Genomic DNA, 20,231 nt, shown 5'->3' on the forward strand with positions numbered 1-20,231 from the left:
ACAGCCTACGGAATTACCCCGCCCGCCACCCCGGCGAGTGGTTTCCCAGAGTTGGAGATGCACGATGCACGAGGCGAAACTGCACGACGGAAGCACGATCGAGGTGGAGGTCCACGGCTCGGGTCCCGCCGTGCTCCTGCCGGTCAACCCGCGGCCGGTCGAAGGACCCCGGGCCGACGAGATGCGGAAGTGGGGCGTCGACCCCGCGCTGGGCCGCTCCCTCATCGACGGTCTCCGCGACGCCTTCCGGGTGGTCGCGTTCGACTACGAGGGCCACGTCCTGAGCACTCCCAAGCCGGACACGCTGACGCCCGCCGCCATCGCCGGCGACCTGCTCGCCGTGGCCGACGCGGCGGGCGCCGGCCGGTTCGCCTACTACGGATACTCGTGGCTGGCGCTGAGCGGCCTCCAGCTCGCCATCCGCACCGACCGCCTCTCCGCGCTCGTCATGGGCGGCTTCCCGCCGATCGGGGGGCCGTACGCGGAGATGCTGAGCGTCACCGTGGCGACCCACGAGCTGGCGAAGGCCGCCCCGGACACCGCCACTCCGGGCACTCCGGACGCCGCCGCTCCGGACGCCCCGTCCGCCCCGGCCACCGGGGAGGAGCCCGACTCCTACGACTGGTCGTCCGCGGAGGTGACGGTGTCCGAACCGCAGACCCGGCAGTTCGTCACGCTGTACCAGGCGCTGCGGGGGTTCGACGATCTGGCCGTCCAGGAGCGCGTCCGCTGCCCCCGCCTCTGCTTCGCGGGCTCGGCCGACGAGATCGTGTACGGCGAGCGCTGGGGCGACGTGCGCGTGGACATCGCCGGGCCGATCGTGAGCCGGCGCGCGGAGCTGGAGTCCCTCGGCTGGGACGTGCGGGTGCTGGACGGGCTCGATCACACTCAGGCGATGCAGGCCGCCCAGGTCCTGCCGATCCTGCGCCCGTGGCTCGTCTCCCGGGTGGACGGCGGCTGAGGGACGGCCGGATCTGCGGGTGGGACCCGGCCCCCGCCGGCGGCCGGCGGGCGGGGCCCAGTCGGGCGCGCCGCCCGTTTCACGAGCCGTCGAAGTCGGTGAAGTGCCGGCGGATCCAATCGACGGACCGCTTCCGGACCCGGGCGAAGTCTGCGATCTTGCGATCGGGATGCCCGCAGAGTTCATCCAGCAGGGCGAAGGCGGAGCGCACGTCCTCCGGCGGCGGCCTCCTCGCCTTCTCCTCCCATTTCGCGACCTCTCCCGCCTCCTCCAGACGCCGTTCGAGGCCGAGCACGACGCCCCTGCGCACCCTCGGCCCGCCGGACGAGAGCATCTCGTCCAGCTCGGCCCACCGGCTCTCCCCCGCCAGCCGCGCCGCCAGGCCGGCGGCGCAGCGCTCCACCACGGCCGCCCTGCCGTCCAGGCCCGTGCGCAGCGCCGCCTCGGCGGCCGGCCTGGTCTCCGGATGGCGCATGAGACCGCCCAGGGCGAACGCGGCCTCCCGGCCGGGGTCCATCGTGAACCGCACCTGGCCCCCGTGCTCGGGCACGTGCACCGCGGTGCCGCAGGCCAGCAGCGCGGTCAGCTCCTCGACGACGCCGAGCGCCATGCCCTCCCGCCGGGCGATGTCCGCCGTGGCCCGGCAGGCGCGGTGCAGCACGAGCAGCGCGTCGTCGGCGAGCAGGCGCCGCAGCAGTTCCTCGGTCGCGGCCCGCTGCGGGTCCCCGCCCCTCAGGGCTTCCCAGACCCAGTCCCCCGGGCGGCGGCGGTAGAGCTCGACGGCCCGCCGCGCGTCTCCGCGCCGCAGATAGCCCCGCAGGGCCGAGGCGCGGTCGACGGCGGGCGGCCGCGGCTCGACGGCGGGCGGGTCTCCGTCGAAACGCGCCGATCCGACGGCGGCGCCGCCGAACGTCGCCCCGTCGAGAAGGGCCCCGGTGAAGTCGGCCCCGGTGAGATCGGCGAGGCTGAAGTCCGCCTCCCGCAGGTCGGCCCCGCGGAAGTCCGCCTCCGGCAGCCCGGCGCCCCGGAACGACGCGCGGGCCAGCCGGGCGCCGCGGAGGATCACCGCCTCGCCGGCGGCCAGATCGAAGAGCGCCTCCTCCAGGCCCGCCTCCCGGAAGTCGGCGTGCGGCAGGCGCGCCTCCCGGAAGGACGCCCGGGGAAGGTCGGCCCGCCGCCACCAGCTCATCGCGGAGTGCACGCCGTGGAAGGAGACGCCCTCGCCGGTGGCGTTCTCGAAACCGCACTGGAAGAGCGTCGCTCCGCTGAAACCGGCCCGGCCGCACCTGGCGTCGGTGAAGTCGCAGTCCATGAGGTGGGCGCCGGACAGGTTGGCTCCGGACAGGTCCGCTCCGGAGGCGTCCAGGAAGTCCGCCTCGAGCCGGGGCAGCCAGGCGCCGGCGAGGTCGAGGCCCGGCGCGGCGACGTCTTCGAGCCGGGTCCGCCCGCGGGCGGCCTTCTCGAGTTCCTCCCGCGTCACCGCGCGCCGCTCGGGAGCCATCGTCCTCCGTCCGTCTCGGGAGCGCACACGCCGGACCGCCGGGGAGGAGGGGGTCGTGACGCCACGGGCGCCGCACGCCCGTCCGGGACCCACCTTAACCCGGTCTCAGGCGTCGCCCAGTTCGCGGCGGCGGCGGGTCACGTAGTCCCGGAGCTCCTCGCGGATCGCGTCGTCGAGCGGCGGGAGCTCGTACTCCTGGAGCTTCGCCTGATAGACGTCCGCCGCCCGGGCCGCCGCGTCCTTGGCGCCGCGCCGCATCCAGCGCTCGTAGTTGTCGGAGGAGGACAGCAGCGGCCGGTAGAAGCAGGTGCGGAAGCGCTCCATGGTGTGCGCCGCGCCCAGGAAGTGACCGCCGTGGCCGACCTCGGCGTGGGCGTCGAAGGCCAGGGACTCCTCGGTGATCTCCATCGGGGTGAACTCGTGCTGGAGCATGCGCAGGATCTCCACGTCCATGACGAACTTCTCGAACCCGCTGACCAGGCCGCCCTCCAGCCAGCCCGCGGCGTGCATGACCCAGTTGGCGCCCGCCAGGAAGGTCGGCAGCATCGTCATCAGCGCCTCGTAGCCGGCCTGGGCGTCGGTCGTCTGCGAGGAGGTCAGGGCGCCGCCCGAGCGCCAGGGCAGCCCGAAGCGCCGGGCGATCTGGCCGGTGCACAGAAGGCCGACGGCCGACTCGGGAGTGCCGAAGCACGGCGAGCCGGACTGCATGTCGATGTTCGACAGGAACGAGCCGAAGATCACCGGACAGCCGGGGCGGATGAGCTGGGACAGGGCGATCCCGGTGAGCGCCTCGGCGATCTGCTGGACCAGGGTGGCCGGGACCGAGACCGGCGACATGGCGCCCATCAGCAGGAACGGGGTGAGGACGACCGGCTGGTTCGCCGCGGAGTACTCGAACTGGGCGTCCAGCATGCGGTCGTCCCAGCGCAGCGGCGAGTTGCAGTTGATCAGGGAGATGGTCGCGGGGGTCGTCTCGATGTCGCCGAGCAGGATGCGGGTCATCGCGACGGTGTCGGCGGCGTTCGGCCCGGAGACCACGTTGCCCATGTAGACCTTGTCGGTCAGCGTCTGGAGCGCGTAGACCATGTCGAGGTGCCGGGAGTCGAGCGGGGCGTCGTTCGGCTCGCAGACCACTCCCCCGGCGGAGTCCATCTCCCCGAAGACCTGGGAGAGCTTGCAGAACCGGTGGAAGTCGTCGAGGGTCGCGTCGCGCCGCACGTCGCCCTCGCGCACGAACGGCGCGCCGTACACCGCGCCGAAGGCCATGTGGTCGCCGCCGATGCGCACGGTGTTGGCGGGGTTGCGCGCCTGGACGTCGAACTCCCGGGGAGCCTTGGCGACCTGTTCGAGGACGAACTCCGGATCGAAGAAGACGTTGTTCTCCTCGACTTTCATCCCGGCCCGGCGGAACAGCTCCAGCGCCCGGGGGGACATGAACTCCACCCCGATCTCGGAGACGATGCGCCGCCAGCCCCGGTCGAGGGTGGCCATCGCGTCGGCGGACAGGATCTCGTAGCGGGGCATCTGGTTCAGGAACACGGCCACTCCTTCTGGACCCTCGTGACCCTCTTGACCCGGATCTGCGGCCGATCTTACGCTCGTTTAATGGAACTTCGGTTCCACAATATGGAACTTCATCCGGGGCTCCGATCTGCAGGACCACGGCGCGCCGGCGCCGCGGCGAGCCCGTGACCAGCAGGGAGCACCGACGTGAAGACCCCGTCCGGGACGCAGGCGATCGACCGGGCCGCGCAGCTGCTCGTCCGCGTCGTCGAGGCGGGCGAGCCCCAGCCGTTCACCGCCCTGCTCGCCGAGTCGGGGCTGCCCAAGAGCACCGCCTCCCGCCTGCTGTCGGCCCTGGAGCGGCACGGCCTGCTCCAGCGCGACCGCGACGGCGCCTTCCGGCCGGGGCCGGTGCTCGCCCGCTACGCCAGCCGGTCCGGCAGCGCCGACCTGGCCGTCACCGCCCAGCCGTACCTGGAGCGGATCGGCGGCAAGACCGGCGAGACCGTCAACCTCGCCGTGCTCAGCGGCGGCGCGGTCGAGCAGATCGCCCAGGTGGACAGCAGCTACCTGCTCGGCGCGACGAACTGGGTGGGGCTGCGGGTGCCGCTGCACTGCTCGGCGCTGGGCAAGGTCTTCCTCGCCCACGGCGCGGCCGAGCTGCCCGGGGGCCCGCTGGAGCGCCGCACCGCGCGGACCGTCACCGACCGCGAGCAGCTCGGCCGGGAACTGGCCGGGATCCGGCGGCGCGGGTACGGCGTGGCCCGCGAGGAGCTGGAACCCGGGCTGATCGCCGTGGCCGCCGCCGTACGGGGCAGGGACGGCGCGGTCATCGCGGCCCTGTCGGTCTCCGGCCCCTCGGTCCGCCTCACCCCGGACCGCGTCACCGAGACCGGCGAACTCCTCGCCGGCGAAGCCGCCGCACTCTCCGAAGTGTTAGGAGCCCCCCTTGACCGAGCAAGAGATCCTGCAGGGCCTCTATGACCGGACCCTCGTGGGCGACGCCCCGGCCGTCCTCGACCTGACCGACCGGGGCCTGGCCACGGGCCTGCCCCCCGAGACCATGCTGTTCGAGGCGCTGATCCCCGCCCTGGAGGAGGTCGGCGCCCGGTTCGAACGCGGCGACTTCTTCGTGCCGGAGATGCTGATCGCCGGACGGGCGATGGCGGGCGCGATGGAAGTGCTGCGCCCGCTGCTGGCCCAGACGGGCGCGGCGTCGCTGGGAAGGTTCCTGATGGGCACGGTCAAGGGCGACGTGCACGACATCGGCAAGAACCTGGTGAACATCATGCTGGAGGGCGCCGGGTTCGAGGTGATCGACCTGGGCGTGCAGGTGGCGCCGGAGAAGTTCGTGGCGGCGATCCGCGAGCACCGGCCCGACATCGTGGGCTTCTCGGCGTTCCTGACGACGACGATGCCGATGTTCAAGGCGAACATCAACGCGCTGGAGAAGGCGGGCCTGCGCGACCAGGTGATCGTGATGGTCGGCGGGGCCCCGGTCACGCAGGAGTACGCCGACGCGGTGGGCGCGGACGGCTACGCCGCCGACGCCTCCACCGCCGTCCGCCGCGCCAAGGAGCTCCTGGCCCGGCGCCGCGCCGTCGCCGGGACGCCGTCATGAACCCGGACGCCGCCGCCGACCCGGACACCGTCGAAAGCCCGGACACCGTCATGAGGCCGTACGCCGTCGCAAGCCCGGACACCGTCACGGACCGGCCGAGGAGGTTCCCGTCGTGCACACCGTTCTGAGGTCCCGGACCCGGGAGGTCGTCATCGGCCCCGACCGTCCGTTCTGCGTCATCGGGGAGCGCGTCAACCCCACCGGCCGCGCGAAGTTCGCCGAGGCGCTGCGCGCGGGCGACCTCTCCCAGGTGATCGTCGACGTCCGGCGGCAGGCCGAGGCCGGGGCGCACGTTCTCGACGTGAACGCGGGTGTGCCGCTCACCGACGAGGCCGAGCTGCTCACCTCCATGATCAAGATCACCCAGGAGAACACCGACCTGCCGCTGTGCATCGACTCCTCGGTGGTCGAGGCGCTGGCCGCGGGGCTGGCGGTCTACCAGGGCAAGGCGCTGGTCAACTCGGTGACCGGCGAGGACGACCGGCTCGCCGAGATCCTCCCGCTGGTCAAGCGGCACGGCGCGGCGGTGATCGCGCTGGCCAACGACGAGACCGGGATCCCCGAGACCGCCGAGCAGCGGCTGGAGATCACCGGGAAGATCGTCCGGGTGGCCACGGAGGAGTACGGCATCCCGATCGAGGACATCGTCGTCGACCCGCTCGCGATGGCCGTCGGCGCCGACACCGACGCGGTGAACGTGACGCTGGAGACCATCCGGGCGATCCGCGACGCCTACGGGCTCAACATGTGCCTGGGCGCCTCCAACGTCTCCTTCGGCCTGCCGGACCGGCACGCGCTGGGCTCCGCCTTCCTGGCGATGGCCGCCGCGGCCGGGCTGACCAGCGCCATCATGAACGCGCTCGCCCCCGAGTGCGTGACCGCCGCCCGCGCCTCCGACCTGCTGCTCGGCAAGGACCCGTGGGGCTCGAACTGGATCTCCGCCTACCGGGCCCGGCAGGGATGACAGCGCAGGACCCCGCGGCGCAGGACCCCGCAGCCGGGCGCGGCCCCGGAGCCGGACGGGACACCGGCCCCGTGACCGGACGGGACAGCGGGACCGGCCGGGTGCGGCTGCGCCTGCTGGCCGAGGGCAGGCCGCCCCGGGAGGTGACCGTGCCGCCGGGGGTGAGCGTGTTCGAGGCGGCGAGCTGGAACGGCGTCGCGATCGACTCGACGTGCGGCGGGCACGGGACCTGCCGCAAGTGCAAGGTCAGGGTGGCGGCCCCCGGTGCGGGGGGCGGGAACGACGGGAGTGCCCCGGACCGCGCGGACGGCACAGGGGGAGCGGGCTGCCCGGTGCCGGTCTCCCGGCTGGATCCCCGGGCGTTCACCCCGGAGCAGCTGCGCGAGGGGTGGCGGCTGGCCTGCCTCGCCCGGGCCGTCTCGGATCTGGAGGTGGAGATCCCCGCGCTGTCCACCCGTCCGAAGGCGGCGACCGTGGGGGTCGGGCGGCAGGTCATCCTCCGCCCCGCCGTGCAGAAGCGCTACGTCGAACTGGCCGAGCCGTCCCTCTCCGACCAGACCCCCGACCTGGAACGGCTCCTGGCCGCCCTGGACGACCTGGAGCCGGTGCCGGACCTGCACGCCGTACGGGCCGCGGGAAAGACGATGCGGGCGGCGGACTTCAAGGTCACCGCCGTGGTGGTGGACGACGTCCTGATCGACGTGGAGCCCGGCGACACGAGCGGGTCGCGCTACGGGGTGGCCTTCGACCTGGGGACGACGACGGTCGTGGCCACGCTGCTGGACCTGTCGTCGGGGACGCCGGTGGCGGTGCGCTCGATGCTCAACCTCCAGCAGCCGTACGGCGCGGACGTGATCTCCCGGATCAGCGCGACGATGCTGGACCCCTCGGCGCTGGACCGGCTGCGGGACGCGGCGCGCGAGACGCTGGACCAGCTCGCGCGGGAGGTGTGCAAGGAGGGGGACGTCTCCCCCGGGCACGTCTACGAGGTGGCGCTCGCCGGGAACGCGACCATGGTCCATCTCGTCCTGGGCGTCGACCCCGAGCCGCTGGGGGTGGCGCCGTTCGTGATGGCCACCCGCGCGCTGCCCGCCCTGCTCGCCTCGGACCTGGGCCTGCGGTTCCATCCCCGGGCGCGGGCCGTGGTGCTGCCCGCGCCGGGGGCGTACGTGGGCGGGGACATCGTGGCCGGGGTCCTGGCCTCCGGCATGGACCGGGACCGGCGGCTGCGCCTCTTCATCGACGTGGGCACGAACTGCGAGATCGTGCTCGGTGACGCCGACCGCCTGCTGGCCACCGCCGCCCCGGCGGGCCCGGCCTTCGAGGGCGCCCAGATCCGCTGCGGCATGCGCGCCTCGGCCGGGGCGATCGAGACCGTACGGCTGACGCCCTCGGTGGAGCTGGGCGTGATCGGCGACGTCGCACCGGCGGGGTTGTGCGGGTCGGGGCTGGTGGACGCGGTGGCGGAGCTGCTGCGGGTCGGGCTGCTGGACCGCTCGGGGCGGTTCGTCCCGGACGAGGAGGCCGTACGGCTGGCGCCGGAGCTGGCCGGGCGGCTGGCCGCGGTCGGCGGGGAGCGGGTCTTCACGCTGGCCGGGGACGTCTTCCTGTCCCAGCGGGACGTGCGCGAGCTGCAGTTCGCCAAGGCGGCGATCGCGACGGGCTGGCGGCTGCTGCTGGCGGAGCACGGCGCCGCGGAGGACGAGATCCAGCAGGTCCTGCTGGCCGGGTCCTTCGGCTCCTACCTGTCCCCGGCCTCGGCCGTCCGGATCGGCCTGGTCCCGCGGCTGGCCCTGCCCCGGATCGTCAGCGCGGGCAACGTCGCCGGGGAGGGCGCCAAGCTCGCCCTGCTCTCGGTCCAGGAACGCGCCGGGGCCCTCGCCCTCCTGGAGGAGATCCACTATGTCGAACTCTCCGACCGCCCCGACTTCAACGACCGCTTCGTCGACCTCCTCGCCTTCTGAGGTGGGGGTGGTGGCGTGCGGGGCGCTGGCGGGGCACGTGCGGGACATCGCGGGGCGGCGGGGCTGGGCGGTGGAGGTCTATCCGCTCGCGCCGCTGCTGCACAACCGGCCCGCCGCCATCGCCGCCGCGGTCGAGGCGGTGATCGAGGAGGTCGGGGACAGGCACCGGCGGCTGGCGGTGGCCTACGCCGACTGCGGGACCTACGGAGCCCTCGACGAGGTGTGCGGGCGGCGCGGGCTGGTACGGCTCCGCGGCGAGCACTGCTACGACGTCTTCGCCGGGCGGGACGTGCGCGAGCTGACCGAGCAGGAGCCGGGGACGTTCTTCCTCACCGACTACCTGGTCCGCACCTTCCGCCGCTCCGTCGTCGCCGAGCTCGGCCTCGACCGGTACCCCGGCCTCCGCGACGCCTACTTCGCCCACTACCGCCGCGTCGTCTGGCTGGCCCAGCGCCCGACCCCGGACCTGCGCGCGCGGGCCGTCCGGGCCGCCGCGGCCCTGGGCCTGCCCCTCCTGGTCCGCGAGGTGGGGGACGCGGGCCTGGAACGCGGGCTGGAGGAACTCGTGAACCCGTACCCGGGAACCGCGGAACCCGGTGAAGCCGTATCCGGGGACCTCGTAGAACAAGGTTCGTGATACCGGTCTGGCCCCGCGGTCATATTCGCGCCGTCCCTCCCGTCACCCCATTGACAGGCCAGGGGACGAGGAGAAGTGTCCGGGTATATCTCCGCGAGTCTGCGCGGCCAGACTTCCGGCGGCACGTCATCGAGCGTTCATGGGCCCTGCGATCCTCGGTGGCGCCGCCGTGCCCGAACCACGACGCGAGCGACTGGAGAGAGCGTATGTCCGCTCCATCCGACCCGACCCAGGGGACATCGGCGTCCCTGTCCGGCGTGACCGACCTCGAACAGCATCTGCGCGAGGAGACGGTCCAGGCCGAGGGGAGGGTTCCCGAACAGCATGAGGCGGCCGGCCTCTACCAGGAGACCCAGTGGCAGCTGACGCGCGGCAGATACCGCAGCGGGGGCCAGGGCTACCAGCTCGAACTCCGGGTGGACGTCGACGGGACCCGCCCGCAGAACCGGGTCAGCGCCGACTTCTTCTCCATCAGCGGGAGCACGGTCTCCTACTTCGGCTCCTTCATCGTGCACTTCCCCACGGTCGCCGTCACCGCCGACCAGGTCGTCCTGGAGGGCCTGGGAATCTTCACCTTCACCGCGGGCGCCCCCCGGGTGCGCGTGACCGTTCCGCGCCGGACGACCGCGCAGCCCCAGGCCGACGCCACCGTTCAGTTCCTCACCGACTCCGGCCGGCCCGGCGCGAACTACGCCTGCGCGTTCGTCTCGCCGTACTTCCGCAGCGTGATCCTGGAGCAGGACTCGGTGACCGGGTCCGTGCCGTTCGTCTCCTACAACACCGCGGCGCTGCCCCAGCCCCCGAGCAGTCCGGCGCGCGTGCTCACGGTCGTGAAGTCCTACGCCGAGGCCGGCATCGAACTGCAGATGTCGGGCATCTCCGACATCATCACCGACGCTCCGGGCACCGACCTGCGCTGGGACGACGCCGAGCTGCACAACGCGATGGTGCAGCACTTCAGCGGTCACGCCAACGCGCCGCAGTGGAAGGTGTGGATGCTGGTCGCCAGCGCGCACACCGGCGGCTACCGCGGGATCATGTTCGACTACAACGACGCCAGCCAGCGCCAGGGCGCGGCCGTCTTCTACGACGCCATCAAGGGCGACACCCCGCAGTCCCAGCGCGCCCAGCTCCGCACCTACGTGCACGAGATCGGCCACGCCTTCAACCTGCTGCACTCCTGGCAGAAGAACCTGGCCGTGCCGCCCCAGCCGCTCGGTCCCAACGGCGGTTTCGCGGACCTGAGCTGGATGAACTACGTCCAGAACTACCGTCCCGTCTCCGGCGCCGGGGGCGAGGCCGCCTACTGGGCGGCGTTCCCGTTCCAGTTCACCGACAGCGAGCTGGTCCACCTCCGCCACGGCAACTACCGTGATGTGATCATGGGCGCGAACCCCTTCGCGACCGGCGCGGCGGAGATCTCCCCCGAGCTGTTCGAGGAGCCGGTCGAGGACCAGTCGGGCCTGGCCCTGGAGGTCCGCGCCAAGGAGACCTTCGCCTTCGGCGAGCCGGTGGTCGTCGAGCTCAAGCTCTGCACCACCGACCTGCGCGGTCGCAGCACCCACGGCCACCTGCACCCGGACACCGACTTCACGCACATCGCGATCACCCAGCCGTCCGGCCGGACGGTGCTCTACCGGCCGATGATGCGCCACTGCTCGGACGATGCGGCCACGATCCGGCTCGACGGGAACAACCCGGCGATCTACCGCAGCGCCTACATCGGCCACGGCGCCGACGGGCACTACTTCCAGCAGCCCGGTGAGTACCGCATCCGGGCCCAGTACCTGGCCGGCGACGGTTCCCGGATCGTCTCCCCGGTCTGCGTGCTCCGGGTCCGCTACCCCCTCGCGCAGGCCGACCAGGAGGTCGCCGAGCTGATGCTGGGCGAGGAGGCGGGCACGCTGCTGTCCCTGCTCGGCTCCGACTCCCCCTGCCTGACCTCGGGCAACAACGCGCTGCGCGAGGTGATCGAGCGGTACGGCGACCATCCGCTGGCGGTGTACGCCCGGATGGCCCAGGGCATCAACGCCGAGCGCGAGTTCAAGGACATCACCGCCGACAAGGAACTGAAGATCCGCCGGCCCGACACCAAGGAGAGCATCCAGCAGCTCACCGCGGTCGCGGACGCGTCGGCGAGGGGCGAGGGCGTCGACAACATCACGCTCAACATGGTGATGCGCCGTCTGGCCCGCGCCCAGGCCAGGCAGGGCGACCTGGAGCAGGCCACCGGCACGATCGACAAGATGGTCCGCACCTTCGAGTCCAAGCAGCTGCGTCCCCCGGTGCTGGAGCAGATCCGCGGGCAGGCCGAGCGCACCAAGGCGGCGCTCCTCGCCGAGGCGGGGAAGGGCCCCACCCAGAAGAACCAGAAGAACCAGAAGAAGCAGTGACCACGGATCAGAAGAAGCAGTGGACCACGGAACGGTGACCCGAAAAGAGGTGACATGTCCGTCACGGGTGACATGATCACCGGGAAACCGAGAAGGAAGACACCGTGATCCGGATAGAACTGACCGCTCCCGGCGGGCCGTACCCCGCCGGGAAGCCGGTCCCCGTGACCGTGTCCGTCGTCAGCACGTCGGACGTGCTGCTCGTCGGCGTCCTCGACGGCTCGGAGGACGGCAGCCGCTACCCCCGTTACCGTCCCACGGTCTCGCTCGGCGGCCGGGTCGTCGCCGCCCCGCCCGCCCCGGAGGACCCCCTCGTCGGCCCCCTGCGGCTCTCCGATTTCGTCCGGCTGGCGCCCGGCGAGCCGTACGACCCCTGCACGACCCGGACGCTGGCGACCTTCGAGACCTTCGTCCCGGACGGCCCCGGCTCCTACGCCTACGAGCTGACCCTCGACACCGAGAGCGACACCCCCGAGCAGTGGCTCGGCCGCGTCGGCCAGACCGACGTCCCCGAGGTCCTGACCCTGGTCCGCGAGGTCCCCCGCCTCCGGATCACCTCCTCCCCCCTGGTCGTCGAGATCCGCTGAACCGTCCGGGCGGCCGCTCCCACTCGTCCCGGGCTCGCCTCCCCGTCCACCGCGTCGGCGAAGCCCGGCACGGTGGTGCCCGTGACGCCGCCTCCGCGTGCGGCTGGTCGCGGAAGGCGATGAGAAGATGCGATCTCCGGCGTGCGCGCCGGGAACCGGATGGCGGTGGACGGCGGAGTAGGGGGTGAGGGCGCGGACGCGCCCCGCGAAAGGACCCCTTGCGATGACTGGACGAAACGGGTGGTGACCCTGTCGCTCCCCCAACGGGCGACGGAGCCCGCGCCGCCCCCGCCCTTCGACGACGCGGCGCTGATCGAGGCGTCGCTGGCGGATCCCGACCGGTTCGCCGTGCTGTTCGACCGGCACGCCGACGAGATCCACCGCTACGCCGCACAGCGGCTCGACGACGTCACCGTGGCCGACGACGTGACGGCCGAGACGTTCCTCGTGGCGTTCCGCAAACGCGCCCGCTACGACCTGGCCAGGCCCGACGCCCGGCCCTGGCTGTACGGCATCGCCTCGAAGCTGATCTCCGGCCACCGCAGGGCCGAGACCCGCAGGCTCAAGGCGCTCGCCCGCCAGGCCCCGGAGCGGGCGACCGGTTTCGAGGAGCGCAGCGCGGAGCGGGTGACCGCCGACGGGCTCCGGCCCGCGCTGGCCGCCGCGCTGGCGAAGCTCGGCTCGGCGGAGCGCGAGCTGCTGCTCCTGGTCGCCTGGGCCGAGCTCAGCTACGAGGAGGCCGCCCAGGCGCTGGACATCCCGATCGGGACCGTGCGCTCCCGGCTCTCCCGCACCCGAACCAAGATCCGTCGCTCCCTGGAGTCGCGCCCATGAACAAGGATGAGATCCGGCTGGTGGCGGAGATCCGCCCGGACGCGCCGCCGTACGATCCCGAGGCGAAATCCGCGGCCCGGCGGGGGCTGGTCGCGGCGGCCGCCTCGAACCCGCCCGCGCGGTCGTCGTGGCGCAGGCCGCCGGTGCTGATGCTGGCCGGGGCGCTCGCGGCGGCCACGGCGGCGAGCGTGACCATCCTGGCCACCGGCTCCGGAGAAGGCCCGGAACGCGGGCCGGGGCGCGATCCGGCACGGGAGATCGTGGTGACCCTGCCGAAGCTCGCCCCCGTGTCGGCGGGCGAGGTGCTCGGCCGGGCGGCCCGGGCGGCCGTCCGGACCGACCTGGACCCGCGCGACGACCAGTTCCTCAAGGTCGAGTCGGAGACGATGTACGGAGCGTCGAGCGGCGGCGGCGTCCGCCACGACACCGGTGAGACCGTCCCCCAGTCCCGCTACCTCTACCGGACGAAGCGGGTGATCTGGCAGTCCGCCGACGGGACCAGGGACGGCGCGCTGCGCATCGAGCACCTGGAGCCGAGGGCCTACCCCGGCTGGCCGATCCCGCAGGAGGCCCACCGGGAGGCCGGGATGGTCGAAACGCTCGCGCTGCGGGTCTGCGAGCCCCTCCCCGCGCACCTCCGCAGGGACTACGCGGCGCTGAAGCAGCTCCCCACCGACGCCGAGGGCATGCGCGCCCGCCTCTACGCGGGCGTCTCCGAGGACGACGGCAAGGAGATCTCCCCGGACGAGGTCGCCTGGGAGCGGGTGGGCGAGATGCTGCGGGAGACCTACATGCCCGCCGCGCAGCGGGCCGCGCTGTTCCGGGCCGCCGCGACGATCCCCGGGGTCGACGCGGTGGACGGCGCCGAGGACGCCGCGGGGCGCACGGGCATCGGGGTGGGCCGGACCGGACGGGACGGCGTCCGGGCGGATCTCATCTTCGATCCGGAGACCTACGAGCTGCTGGGCGAGCGCGGGGTCGTGGTGGACGAGAAGCTGGCCCAGGCCCCCGAGGGAAGCCTGGTCGCCTCCACCGCGCAGCTGTCCATCACCGTGGCGGACGGGGCTCCCGCCGTCGAGGACGAGGGCGGCGTGTCCTCGGACTGCGGCTGAGGACGGGCGGGCCGGAGCATGCCGGGGTCGCCCGCACGGGCCATCCGACCGGGCCGCCCGCGCGCGGGGCGTCCGCCGGGCGGGAGCGCCGGGGCGGCGACCTGACCCTGTTTTGGCGCGGACTTGACGGGCTCCCCTGCATCATCAGGGAAGGCCTGAGGTATGAGACCGATCGACGCGATCACCGGAACCGTCCTCGCCGCCGGGACCGCCGCACTCCTGCTCGCGGGGGGCGGCGCCGTCCAGGCGACGACCGGGACGGCCGCCGCCCGGGCCGCTTCCCCCACCACGGCCCCCAGCACGGCTCCCACCGCAGCTCCCACCAGCGCCCCCGCCGAGGAGATCACCTCGGAGAAGGCCGTGGAGATCGCCAGGCATCACGCGCCCGGGGCCGAGGTCGTCGGCGTCGAGCGCGTGCACGAGCAGGGGATCTGGACCTGGTGGGTCCGGATGGAGGAGGGAGTGTGGCGGTACGACCTCTACATCTCGACCAAGAGCGGGAGGGTCGTCAGATTGAAGATCAACTACAACTGGTGACCTCAGTCGTGCAGCCGGTGCACCGGCGAGCCGTCCGCCGAGCACCACACCTCGATCTTGACGTCGGTCTCGTCCGACTCGAACTCGACGCGGACGCGGGCGGCGGGGCCGCGGTCCACGTCGTCCACCCGGAAGCCCTGCGCGGGACTCCACGCCCGGAGCGTAACCAGGCCATCGTCGCACCGGGCGATCGTGCTCCCGCCCTCCGTGCCGATCACCCGGCTCCGGCCGGTGGACGGCCCGCCGGGCGGGGGCGCGGGGGTGGACGCGCCGGTGCGGGCGGGATCACCGGACGGGAGCGGGGTCTCGGGCGGGGTGGCCGCCGGGGAAGGCACGGCGGCGGGCCGGGACGCGGACGGGGTGGTGCGGGCGAGCGCCGCGGTCACCTCGGCGGAGGAGAGGGGACGGTGCGCGGAGGCCGTCAGCGGCTCCCCCAGAAAAGTGATCACCGCGACCCCCGCCCCGGTCGCGAGGGCACCGGTGACCAGCCATCCGGCCATGACGAGAGGGAGACGCCTGCGCATGCGCCCACCCTGCCACCCTCATCGCTAAGGCGGGGTTAAGGGGCCGATAACGCGGTTCCGCGCCGGTTCCGCCATGGGCCCGGCGGGGCTAACGTGGCGGCAAATGCCGAACTTGCTGCTCATCGAGGACGACCCCGCGATCCGCACCTCGCTCACGCGGGGCCTGCGCGACCGCGGCCACGCCGTGTCGTCCGCCCCCGCCGCCCTGGACGGCCTCCGCCTCGCCGTCGAGGAGCGCCCCGACCTCATCGTGCTCGACCTCGGCCTGCCCGACATGGACGGCCTGGACCTGCTGCGCATGCTCCGCGCGGTCAGCCGCGTCCCGGTGATCGTCGCCACCGCCAGGGACGGGGAGGCGCAGATGGTCGAACTGCTCGACGCGGGAGCCGACGACTACGTGGTCAAGCCGTTCAGCGCGGCCCAGATCGACGCCCGGGTCCGGGCGGTGCTCCGGCGGTCGGGCGAGAGCCGCGCCGACAGCTCGGTGACCGTGGGCGGCCTGCGGATCGACCCGCGCAGCCGGGAGGCGACCCTGGACGGCGCGCCGCTGGACCTCAGCCCCCGGGAGTTCGACCTGCTCCATTACCTGGCGGCCCGGCCGGGCGAGGTGGTCAGCAAGCGCGAGCTGCTCACCCACGTCTGGCAGATCCCGTACGGCGGCGCGGACAAGACCGTGGACGTCCACCTCTCCTGGCTCCGCCGCAAGCTGGGCGAGACGTCCGCCGAGCCCCGCTACCTGCAGACGGTGCGCGGCGTGGGCGTACGGCTGGCCGTGCCCTCGTGAGAACGCGCGTGAAGGATCCCGCGAAGGTCCCGGCGAGGCGGCCATGAGACGCTGGCTGGCCGTGCTGGTCGCGGCGACCACCTCGCTCGTCCTCATCGCGCTGCTGATCCCGCTCGCCCTGCTCGTCCGCACCGCCGCCGAGAGCGCCGCCGTGGACCGGGCGAGCGCCGAGGCGGAGTCGGTGGCCGTCGCCGTCGGCGCCCTGGGCGCCGCGGCCCCGGACGCCGGAGCCCCCGGCACCGGTCCCGCGGACCTGGAGACCCTGCGCCTCACCGTGGAGCGGGCCGCGCACCCCGCCACGGTCTTCCTCGGCGACGGCCGGGTCGTCGGCGCCCCCGCGCCCCGGTCCGCGGCGGTCGAGCTGGCGTCGCGGGGGCGCAGCGTCACCGCGGCGGTCCCGGGCGGCAGGGAGATCCTGGTCGCGGTGGCAGGCGCGCCCGGCGGCACGGCGGTGGTCCGGGTGTTCCTCGGTGACGGCGAGCTGGCCAGGGGCGTCACGCGGGTGCAGGCCGGATTGTCGGTGCTCGGGCTGGTCCTGGTCGGGCTGGGCATCCTGGTGGCCGACCGGCTGGCCCGCGCGGTGATCCGGCCGATCTCGTCGCTGGCGAAGGTGTCGCACCGGCTCGCCGCCGGCGACATGACCGCCAGGACCGTGCCCGGCGGCCCGCCGGAGGTCCACGCGGTCGGCCTCGCGCTCAACCACCTCGCCGGGCGCATCACCGGCCTCCTCGCCGAGGAGCGGGAGAACGCCGCCGACCTGTCCCACCGGCTGCGCACGCCGCTCACCGGACTGCGGCTGGAGGCCGAGTCCCTGTCCGACCCGGACGAGGCGGCCAGGATCGAGGCCCGGGTGGACGCCCTGGAACGGGCCGTCACAGCGGTGATCACCGAGGCCCGGCGGCGGACGCGGGAGCGGCAGGAGTGCGACGCGGTGGCGGTGGCCCGGGACCGGGTGGCGTTCTGGTCGGTGCTCGCCGAAGACCAGGGGCGGACCGTGGAACTCGATCTCGCCCCGGGCCCGATTCCCGTCGCGGTCGCCGCCGACGAACTCGCCGCCTGCGTGGACGCCCTGCTGGGCAACGTGTTCGCGCACACCGGCGAGGGGGTCTCCCTCGGCGTCCGGCTGGCGCCCGCCCCGGGCGGCGCGGTGCTGACGGTCACCGACGCCGGGCCCGGGTTCGGGACGACCGCCCCGCTGGAGCGCGGCGAGAGCGGGGCCGGATCGACCGGGCTCGGCCTGGACATCGCCCGCCGTACGGCCGAGTCGTCGGGCGGCGCGGTCACCCTCGGCGCGTCCCCGGAGGGCGGGGCGAGCGTGTCCCTGTTCCTGGCCGCCCCCCGCCCGGCCCAGGCGCGGCCCTGCGCCAAGCCCCGTCCCGTCGTGTGACGCCCGGGGCACCGCCGCCGGCGTCGCGATCCCCGCCCCGGTTCAGACGGACGGTTCAGGCGGGCGGTTCAGGCGGGCGGTTCAGGCGGACATGGCGACGGCCTCGTCCCGGACTCGGCTGGCGGCGGGCAAGGTGAAGGCGAAGCAGGCGCCGTGGGCGTCGGCGGGGTTGTCGCGGGCGGTGATGGTGCCGCCGTGGCGTTCGACGATGCGCTTGCAGATCGTCAGGCCCAGGCCCGTGCCGGCGTAGCCGGCGGCCCGGTGGGCGCGGTGGAAGTTGCCGAAGATCGCTTCATGCTGGCCGGGCGGGATGCCGACGCCGTTGTCGCAGATCTCCACCCGGACCAGGCCGTCCGCGGTGCGGGCGGAGCGGATGGCGATGTGCGGGACGGCATCCGGCCGGGTGTATTTGAGGGCGTTGCCGACCAGGTTCTCCACCAGCTGGCGCAGCAGCACCGGGTCGGCGTGCACGTCCTGCAGGTCGCCGACGGTGAAGCGGGGCCGGGGCCTCGCGTCCCCGGCAGGCGTGTCGGCGCGGGCGGTGATGATCTCGGTGACCAGATCGCGCAGGCGCACGTCCCGCGGTGCGAGGCTCGCGTCCCGCGCGGTGGTGTAGGCGAGCAGGTCGTTGATCAGATGGCGCATGCGGAGGGCGGCGCGGCGGATCCGGACCAGGCCGTCGGCGATGTCGGGCTGGGCCGGGTGGCGGGCGGCGACGTCGTTCACCCGGTCGGCCCAGCCGTCGATCGTGGTGAGCGGGTTGATCAGGTCGTGGGCGACGACCCCGGCGAACGCCGCCAGCTCGTCGCGGTGGCGGCGGTCCCCGGTGACGTCGCGCAGGACCACCACGGCGCGGCGGTCGGGAGGGTCACCGTCCGAGATGGGCGTGGCGTTCACGCTGACGGTGACGCCTTCGGGAACGGACCGGTCGTTCACCACCACGTCCATGTCCTGCACGTGCTGCCCGGCCAGGGCCCGGACATGGGGCAGCTCCTCCGCGGCCAGCGGCCTGCCGTCGGGGTGGAACAGGCCGTAGTGGCCGGGATCCCGGGCGATCGTGGAGCCGTGGCCGGCGCCCAGCAGCCGGTGGGCGGCCGAGTTGCCCAGCACCATCCGGTCCCGGGAGTCGACCACGATCACACCCTCGGCCATGGAGTCCAGGATCGTGGACAGCAGCCTGGCCTGCGCGCAGGCCTCCTGCTGGGCGGTGGTGGCCCTGCGCGTCAGCGTCTCGCGTTCGGCGCGGGTGAGGCTCAGGGCCAGTCCGACGAGGGTGACCAGGCCGATGAACGTCTGCACGACCAGGGCCCGGGCGGCGGGCCCCTCCATGACGGCCAGCGGGCCCTCACCGCGCATGGTGAAGCCGACCGCGATCGCGCTGACGAGCAGGCTGTGCAGGGTCACGAACGTGAGGCCGCACCGCATCGCCGCCCACACCGTGAACGTCATCAACGAGAACGCCAGCGGCACGCCCTGAGTGCCGAACACCGCGCAGTAGGCCGCGACCGCCCCCGCCACCAGGGCGGCGCGCTCGGCCGGCGGCCCGGCGCCGGGCGCGGCCCGCGCCCGCCGCGCCGACCGGCCGCCGAGCGCCCCGTACAGGCTCAGCCCCGCCGAACCGACCACCACGACGCCGACCAGGTCGCGGGCCAGCCAGACGGCGGTGGCGGGCCACGACCACGATCCGGCCTGCAGCCACGCCGCAGCGGTCCCGAGGACGGCGCCGCAGGCGCCGGCCACCGCCGCGGCCAGCACGAAGCTCCGCAGGTCGGCCAGGCCCGTGAACGGCTCGCCGCCGGCCGCCGGCCGGTGCGACCGGCCCCATAGCCGGGCGAACACCAGTGCCTGGATGACGGTGGTCGCGGTGAAGGCCGCGACCAGCGGAACGGGGTCGCCGGCGGCGAGGTTGACGGCCGCGGACGTGACCGCCAGCGCCACCAGGTCCGTCCGCAGCCGTCGCGCGTCGGGCGAGGTGGCCACCCATACCGCCATGACACCGGCGGCGGGCCAGATCAGGCTGAGATGATCGGCGTCCATGAGGGTCAACCGGCCCACCCACTGCGCCCCCAGGTACAGGCAGGCGAACCCGGCTACGCGTCGCACCATCGCGGCCGGCGTCATCGTCGGCCCTCCTTCCCGGCCCTCCCCTTCGCCGCCCGCGCGGTCCGGGCGGCCCTCGCGCGAGACCGCGCCGGTCACCGGTCGACAGCCGGCGTCCCCGGGCCGCACGTGCGCCGTCCTGACGCGGCGGGTCCGCGCCCGACCACGCATAGGGCGTTCCCGCCCTCGCCTTCATCACGGCCGATATACGGAATCTCTCCACAAAAATGGATAAATCCGTATCAATTGGTGCATCCCGCCGGGCATGGAACCGCAGACCGCCCCCGGACGCACGGGGGCGCACACACGCCCCGGAGGCGATCAGGGGCGCCGCCGAGGAGGGGTCCCCGCCCTCACCGCTCGGGCGGACTCGCCAGGTTCCGCACGGCGGCGTCCGCGTCGGGATAGGTGTCCAGGTACGGGTGCAGGCCGGTCAGGACCAGCAGCCGCTGCATGATCCCGACCGCCCCGGCCAGGGCGAAGCCGACGCCACGCCCCTGGCAGAGGTTGCGCGCGCCCATCAGCTTGCCCAGACCGGTGGAGTCGCAGAAGTCGACCTCGGCGACATCGACCACCAGCCCGGACAGCCGGGGTTGCCGCCACAGCGGTTCCAGATACGCCTGCAGGACCGGCACGGAGTTGATGTCCAGGTTCCCGCTCAGCCGCATCACCGCGATCTCCTCGGCGGTGGTGTCGACGGCGACGACCAGCCGTCGGTTGCTGCGGGCGGGGGTGGCCATGGCAGACCCTCCAGAGAAACGAAGGACTGGATTCCCTCTCCTTTACCGCTTCGATAGGTCCACTAACGCGTAAAAGCGACAC

General features: G+C 73.6%; 19 protein-coding genes. 14 read left to right on the top strand and 5 right to left on the bottom strand.

All coding sequences use genetic code 11. From position 1 onward, the window contains the following. Nucleotides 1-64 precede the first annotated feature (64 nt). Nucleotides 65-961, top strand: a complete 897-nt coding sequence (locus Plo01_RS19970) for an alpha/beta fold hydrolase (protein ID WP_203892157.1) — start codon at nt 65-67, stop codon at nt 959-961. Between the two features lie 79 nt (nt 962-1,040). Here the strand turns inward: Plo01_RS19970 and Plo01_RS40395 are convergent, their stop codons facing one another. Next, nucleotides 1,041-2,462 (bottom strand): pentapeptide repeat-containing protein, encoded by a 1,422-nt coding sequence (locus Plo01_RS40395; RefSeq protein WP_239316685.1) that lies wholly within the window; start codon nt 2,460-2,462, stop codon nt 1,041-1,043. A gap of 105 nt (nt 2,463-2,567) precedes the next feature. Then, nucleotides 2,568-4,001, bottom strand: coding sequence for a trimethylamine methyltransferase family protein (locus Plo01_RS19980; protein ID WP_203892158.1), 1,434 nt, complete (start codon nt 3,999-4,001; stop codon nt 2,568-2,570). 171 nt (nt 4,002-4,172) lie between these two features. Here Plo01_RS19980 and Plo01_RS19985 point away from each other — a divergent pair, with 171 nt between their 5' ends. The 11 genes from Plo01_RS19985 to Plo01_RS20030 all read left to right on the top strand — a co-directional run bounded on the left by Plo01_RS19985 (nt 4,173) and on the right by Plo01_RS20030 (nt 14,614). Next, a complete protein-coding gene (locus tag Plo01_RS19985; protein ID WP_203892159.1) occupies nt 4,173-4,949 on the top strand; it encodes an IclR family transcriptional regulator in 777 nt (258 codons plus the stop codon). Further along, nucleotides 4,915-5,586: a cobalamin B12-binding domain-containing protein gene (locus tag Plo01_RS19990; protein WP_203892160.1), complete on the top strand. Its 672-nt coding sequence runs from the start codon at nt 4,915-4,917 to the stop codon at nt 5,584-5,586. Before Plo01_RS19985 ends, Plo01_RS19990 begins: the two co-directional genes overlap by 35 nt. Next, a complete protein-coding gene (locus tag Plo01_RS41035) occupies nt 5,583-5,714 on the top strand; it encodes a hypothetical protein (RefSeq protein WP_275415404.1) in 132 nt (43 codons plus the stop codon). Before Plo01_RS19990 ends, Plo01_RS41035 begins: the two co-directional genes overlap by 4 nt. Then, complete coding sequence (locus Plo01_RS19995; RefSeq protein ID WP_203892161.1) at nt 5,699-6,550, top strand: dihydropteroate synthase; 852 nt, start codon at nt 5,699-5,701, stop codon at nt 6,548-6,550. The genes Plo01_RS41035 and Plo01_RS19995 overlap by 16 nt, the downstream gene beginning before the upstream one ends. Nucleotides 6,551-6,621: 71 nt before the next feature. After that, on the top strand, nt 6,622-8,514 hold the full coding sequence (locus Plo01_RS20000; RefSeq protein ID WP_203892162.1) for an ASKHA domain-containing protein: 1,893 nt from the start codon (nt 6,622-6,624) through the stop codon (nt 8,512-8,514). A gap of 1 nt (nt 8,515) precedes the next feature. Then, nucleotides 8,516-9,151, top strand: coding sequence for a DUF1638 domain-containing protein (locus tag Plo01_RS20005; protein WP_203892163.1), 636 nt, complete (start codon nt 8,516-8,518; stop codon nt 9,149-9,151). A gap of 206 nt (nt 9,152-9,357) precedes the next feature. After that, entirely contained in the window at nt 9,358-11,544 is a 2,187-nt protein-coding gene (locus Plo01_RS20010; RefSeq protein ID WP_203892164.1) for a hypothetical protein, read from the top strand. Nucleotides 11,545-11,648: 104 nt separating this feature from the next. Then, nucleotides 11,649-12,131 carry a hypothetical protein gene (locus tag Plo01_RS20015; RefSeq protein WP_203892165.1) on the top strand — a complete coding sequence of 161 codons (483 nt, stop codon included), beginning with the start codon at nt 11,649-11,651 and terminating at the stop codon, nt 12,129-12,131. A 243-nt stretch (nt 12,132-12,374) separates the two neighbouring features. Continuing rightward, on the top strand, nt 12,375-12,965 hold the full coding sequence (locus tag Plo01_RS20020; RefSeq protein ID WP_239316687.1) for an RNA polymerase sigma factor: 591 nt from the start codon (nt 12,375-12,377) through the stop codon (nt 12,963-12,965). Continuing rightward, nucleotides 12,962-14,077 carry a CU044_5270 family protein gene (locus Plo01_RS20025; protein WP_203892166.1) on the top strand — a complete coding sequence of 372 codons (1,116 nt, stop codon included), beginning with the start codon at nt 12,962-12,964 and terminating at the stop codon, nt 14,075-14,077. The genes Plo01_RS20020 and Plo01_RS20025 overlap by 4 nt, the downstream gene beginning before the upstream one ends. A gap of 162 nt (nt 14,078-14,239) precedes the next feature. Then, nucleotides 14,240-14,614, top strand: coding sequence for a PepSY domain-containing protein (locus tag Plo01_RS20030; protein WP_203892167.1), 375 nt, complete (start codon nt 14,240-14,242; stop codon nt 14,612-14,614). A 2-nt stretch (nt 14,615-14,616) separates the two neighbouring features. Here Plo01_RS20030 and Plo01_RS20035 read toward each other — a convergent pair whose 3' ends face one another. After that, nucleotides 14,617-15,138 (bottom strand): hypothetical protein, encoded by a 522-nt coding sequence (locus tag Plo01_RS20035; RefSeq protein ID WP_203892168.1) that lies wholly within the window; start codon nt 15,136-15,138, stop codon nt 14,617-14,619. A gap of 103 nt (nt 15,139-15,241) precedes the next feature. On the opposite strand from Plo01_RS20035, the gene Plo01_RS20040 reads away from it, so the two are divergent. Both Plo01_RS20040 and Plo01_RS20045 read left to right on the top strand, forming a co-directional pair. Next, the gene (locus Plo01_RS20040; RefSeq protein WP_203892169.1) at nt 15,242-15,922 is read left to right on the top strand and encodes a response regulator transcription factor; all 681 of its coding nucleotides are present in this window, start codon (nt 15,242-15,244) and stop codon (nt 15,920-15,922) included. A 43-nt stretch (nt 15,923-15,965) separates the two neighbouring features. After that, a complete protein-coding gene (locus Plo01_RS20045) occupies nt 15,966-17,309 on the top strand; it encodes a sensor histidine kinase (protein ID WP_203892170.1) in 1,344 nt (447 codons plus the stop codon). A gap of 81 nt (nt 17,310-17,390) precedes the next feature. Here the strand turns inward: Plo01_RS20045 and Plo01_RS20050 are convergent, their stop codons facing one another. Further along, complete coding sequence (locus Plo01_RS20050; RefSeq protein WP_203892171.1) at nt 17,391-19,415, bottom strand: sensor histidine kinase; 2,025 nt, start codon at nt 19,413-19,415, stop codon at nt 17,391-17,393. 347 nt (nt 19,416-19,762) lie between these two features. Further along, nucleotides 19,763-20,149: an anti-sigma factor antagonist gene (locus Plo01_RS20055; protein ID WP_203892172.1), complete on the bottom strand. Its 387-nt coding sequence runs from the start codon at nt 20,147-20,149 to the stop codon at nt 19,763-19,765. Nucleotides 20,150-20,231: the final 82 nt, after the last annotated feature.

This window comes from Planobispora longispora (assembly GCF_016863135.1).
In the GTDB taxonomy this organism is placed as follows: domain Bacteria; phylum Actinomycetota; class Actinomycetes; order Streptosporangiales; family Streptosporangiaceae; genus Planobispora; species Planobispora longispora.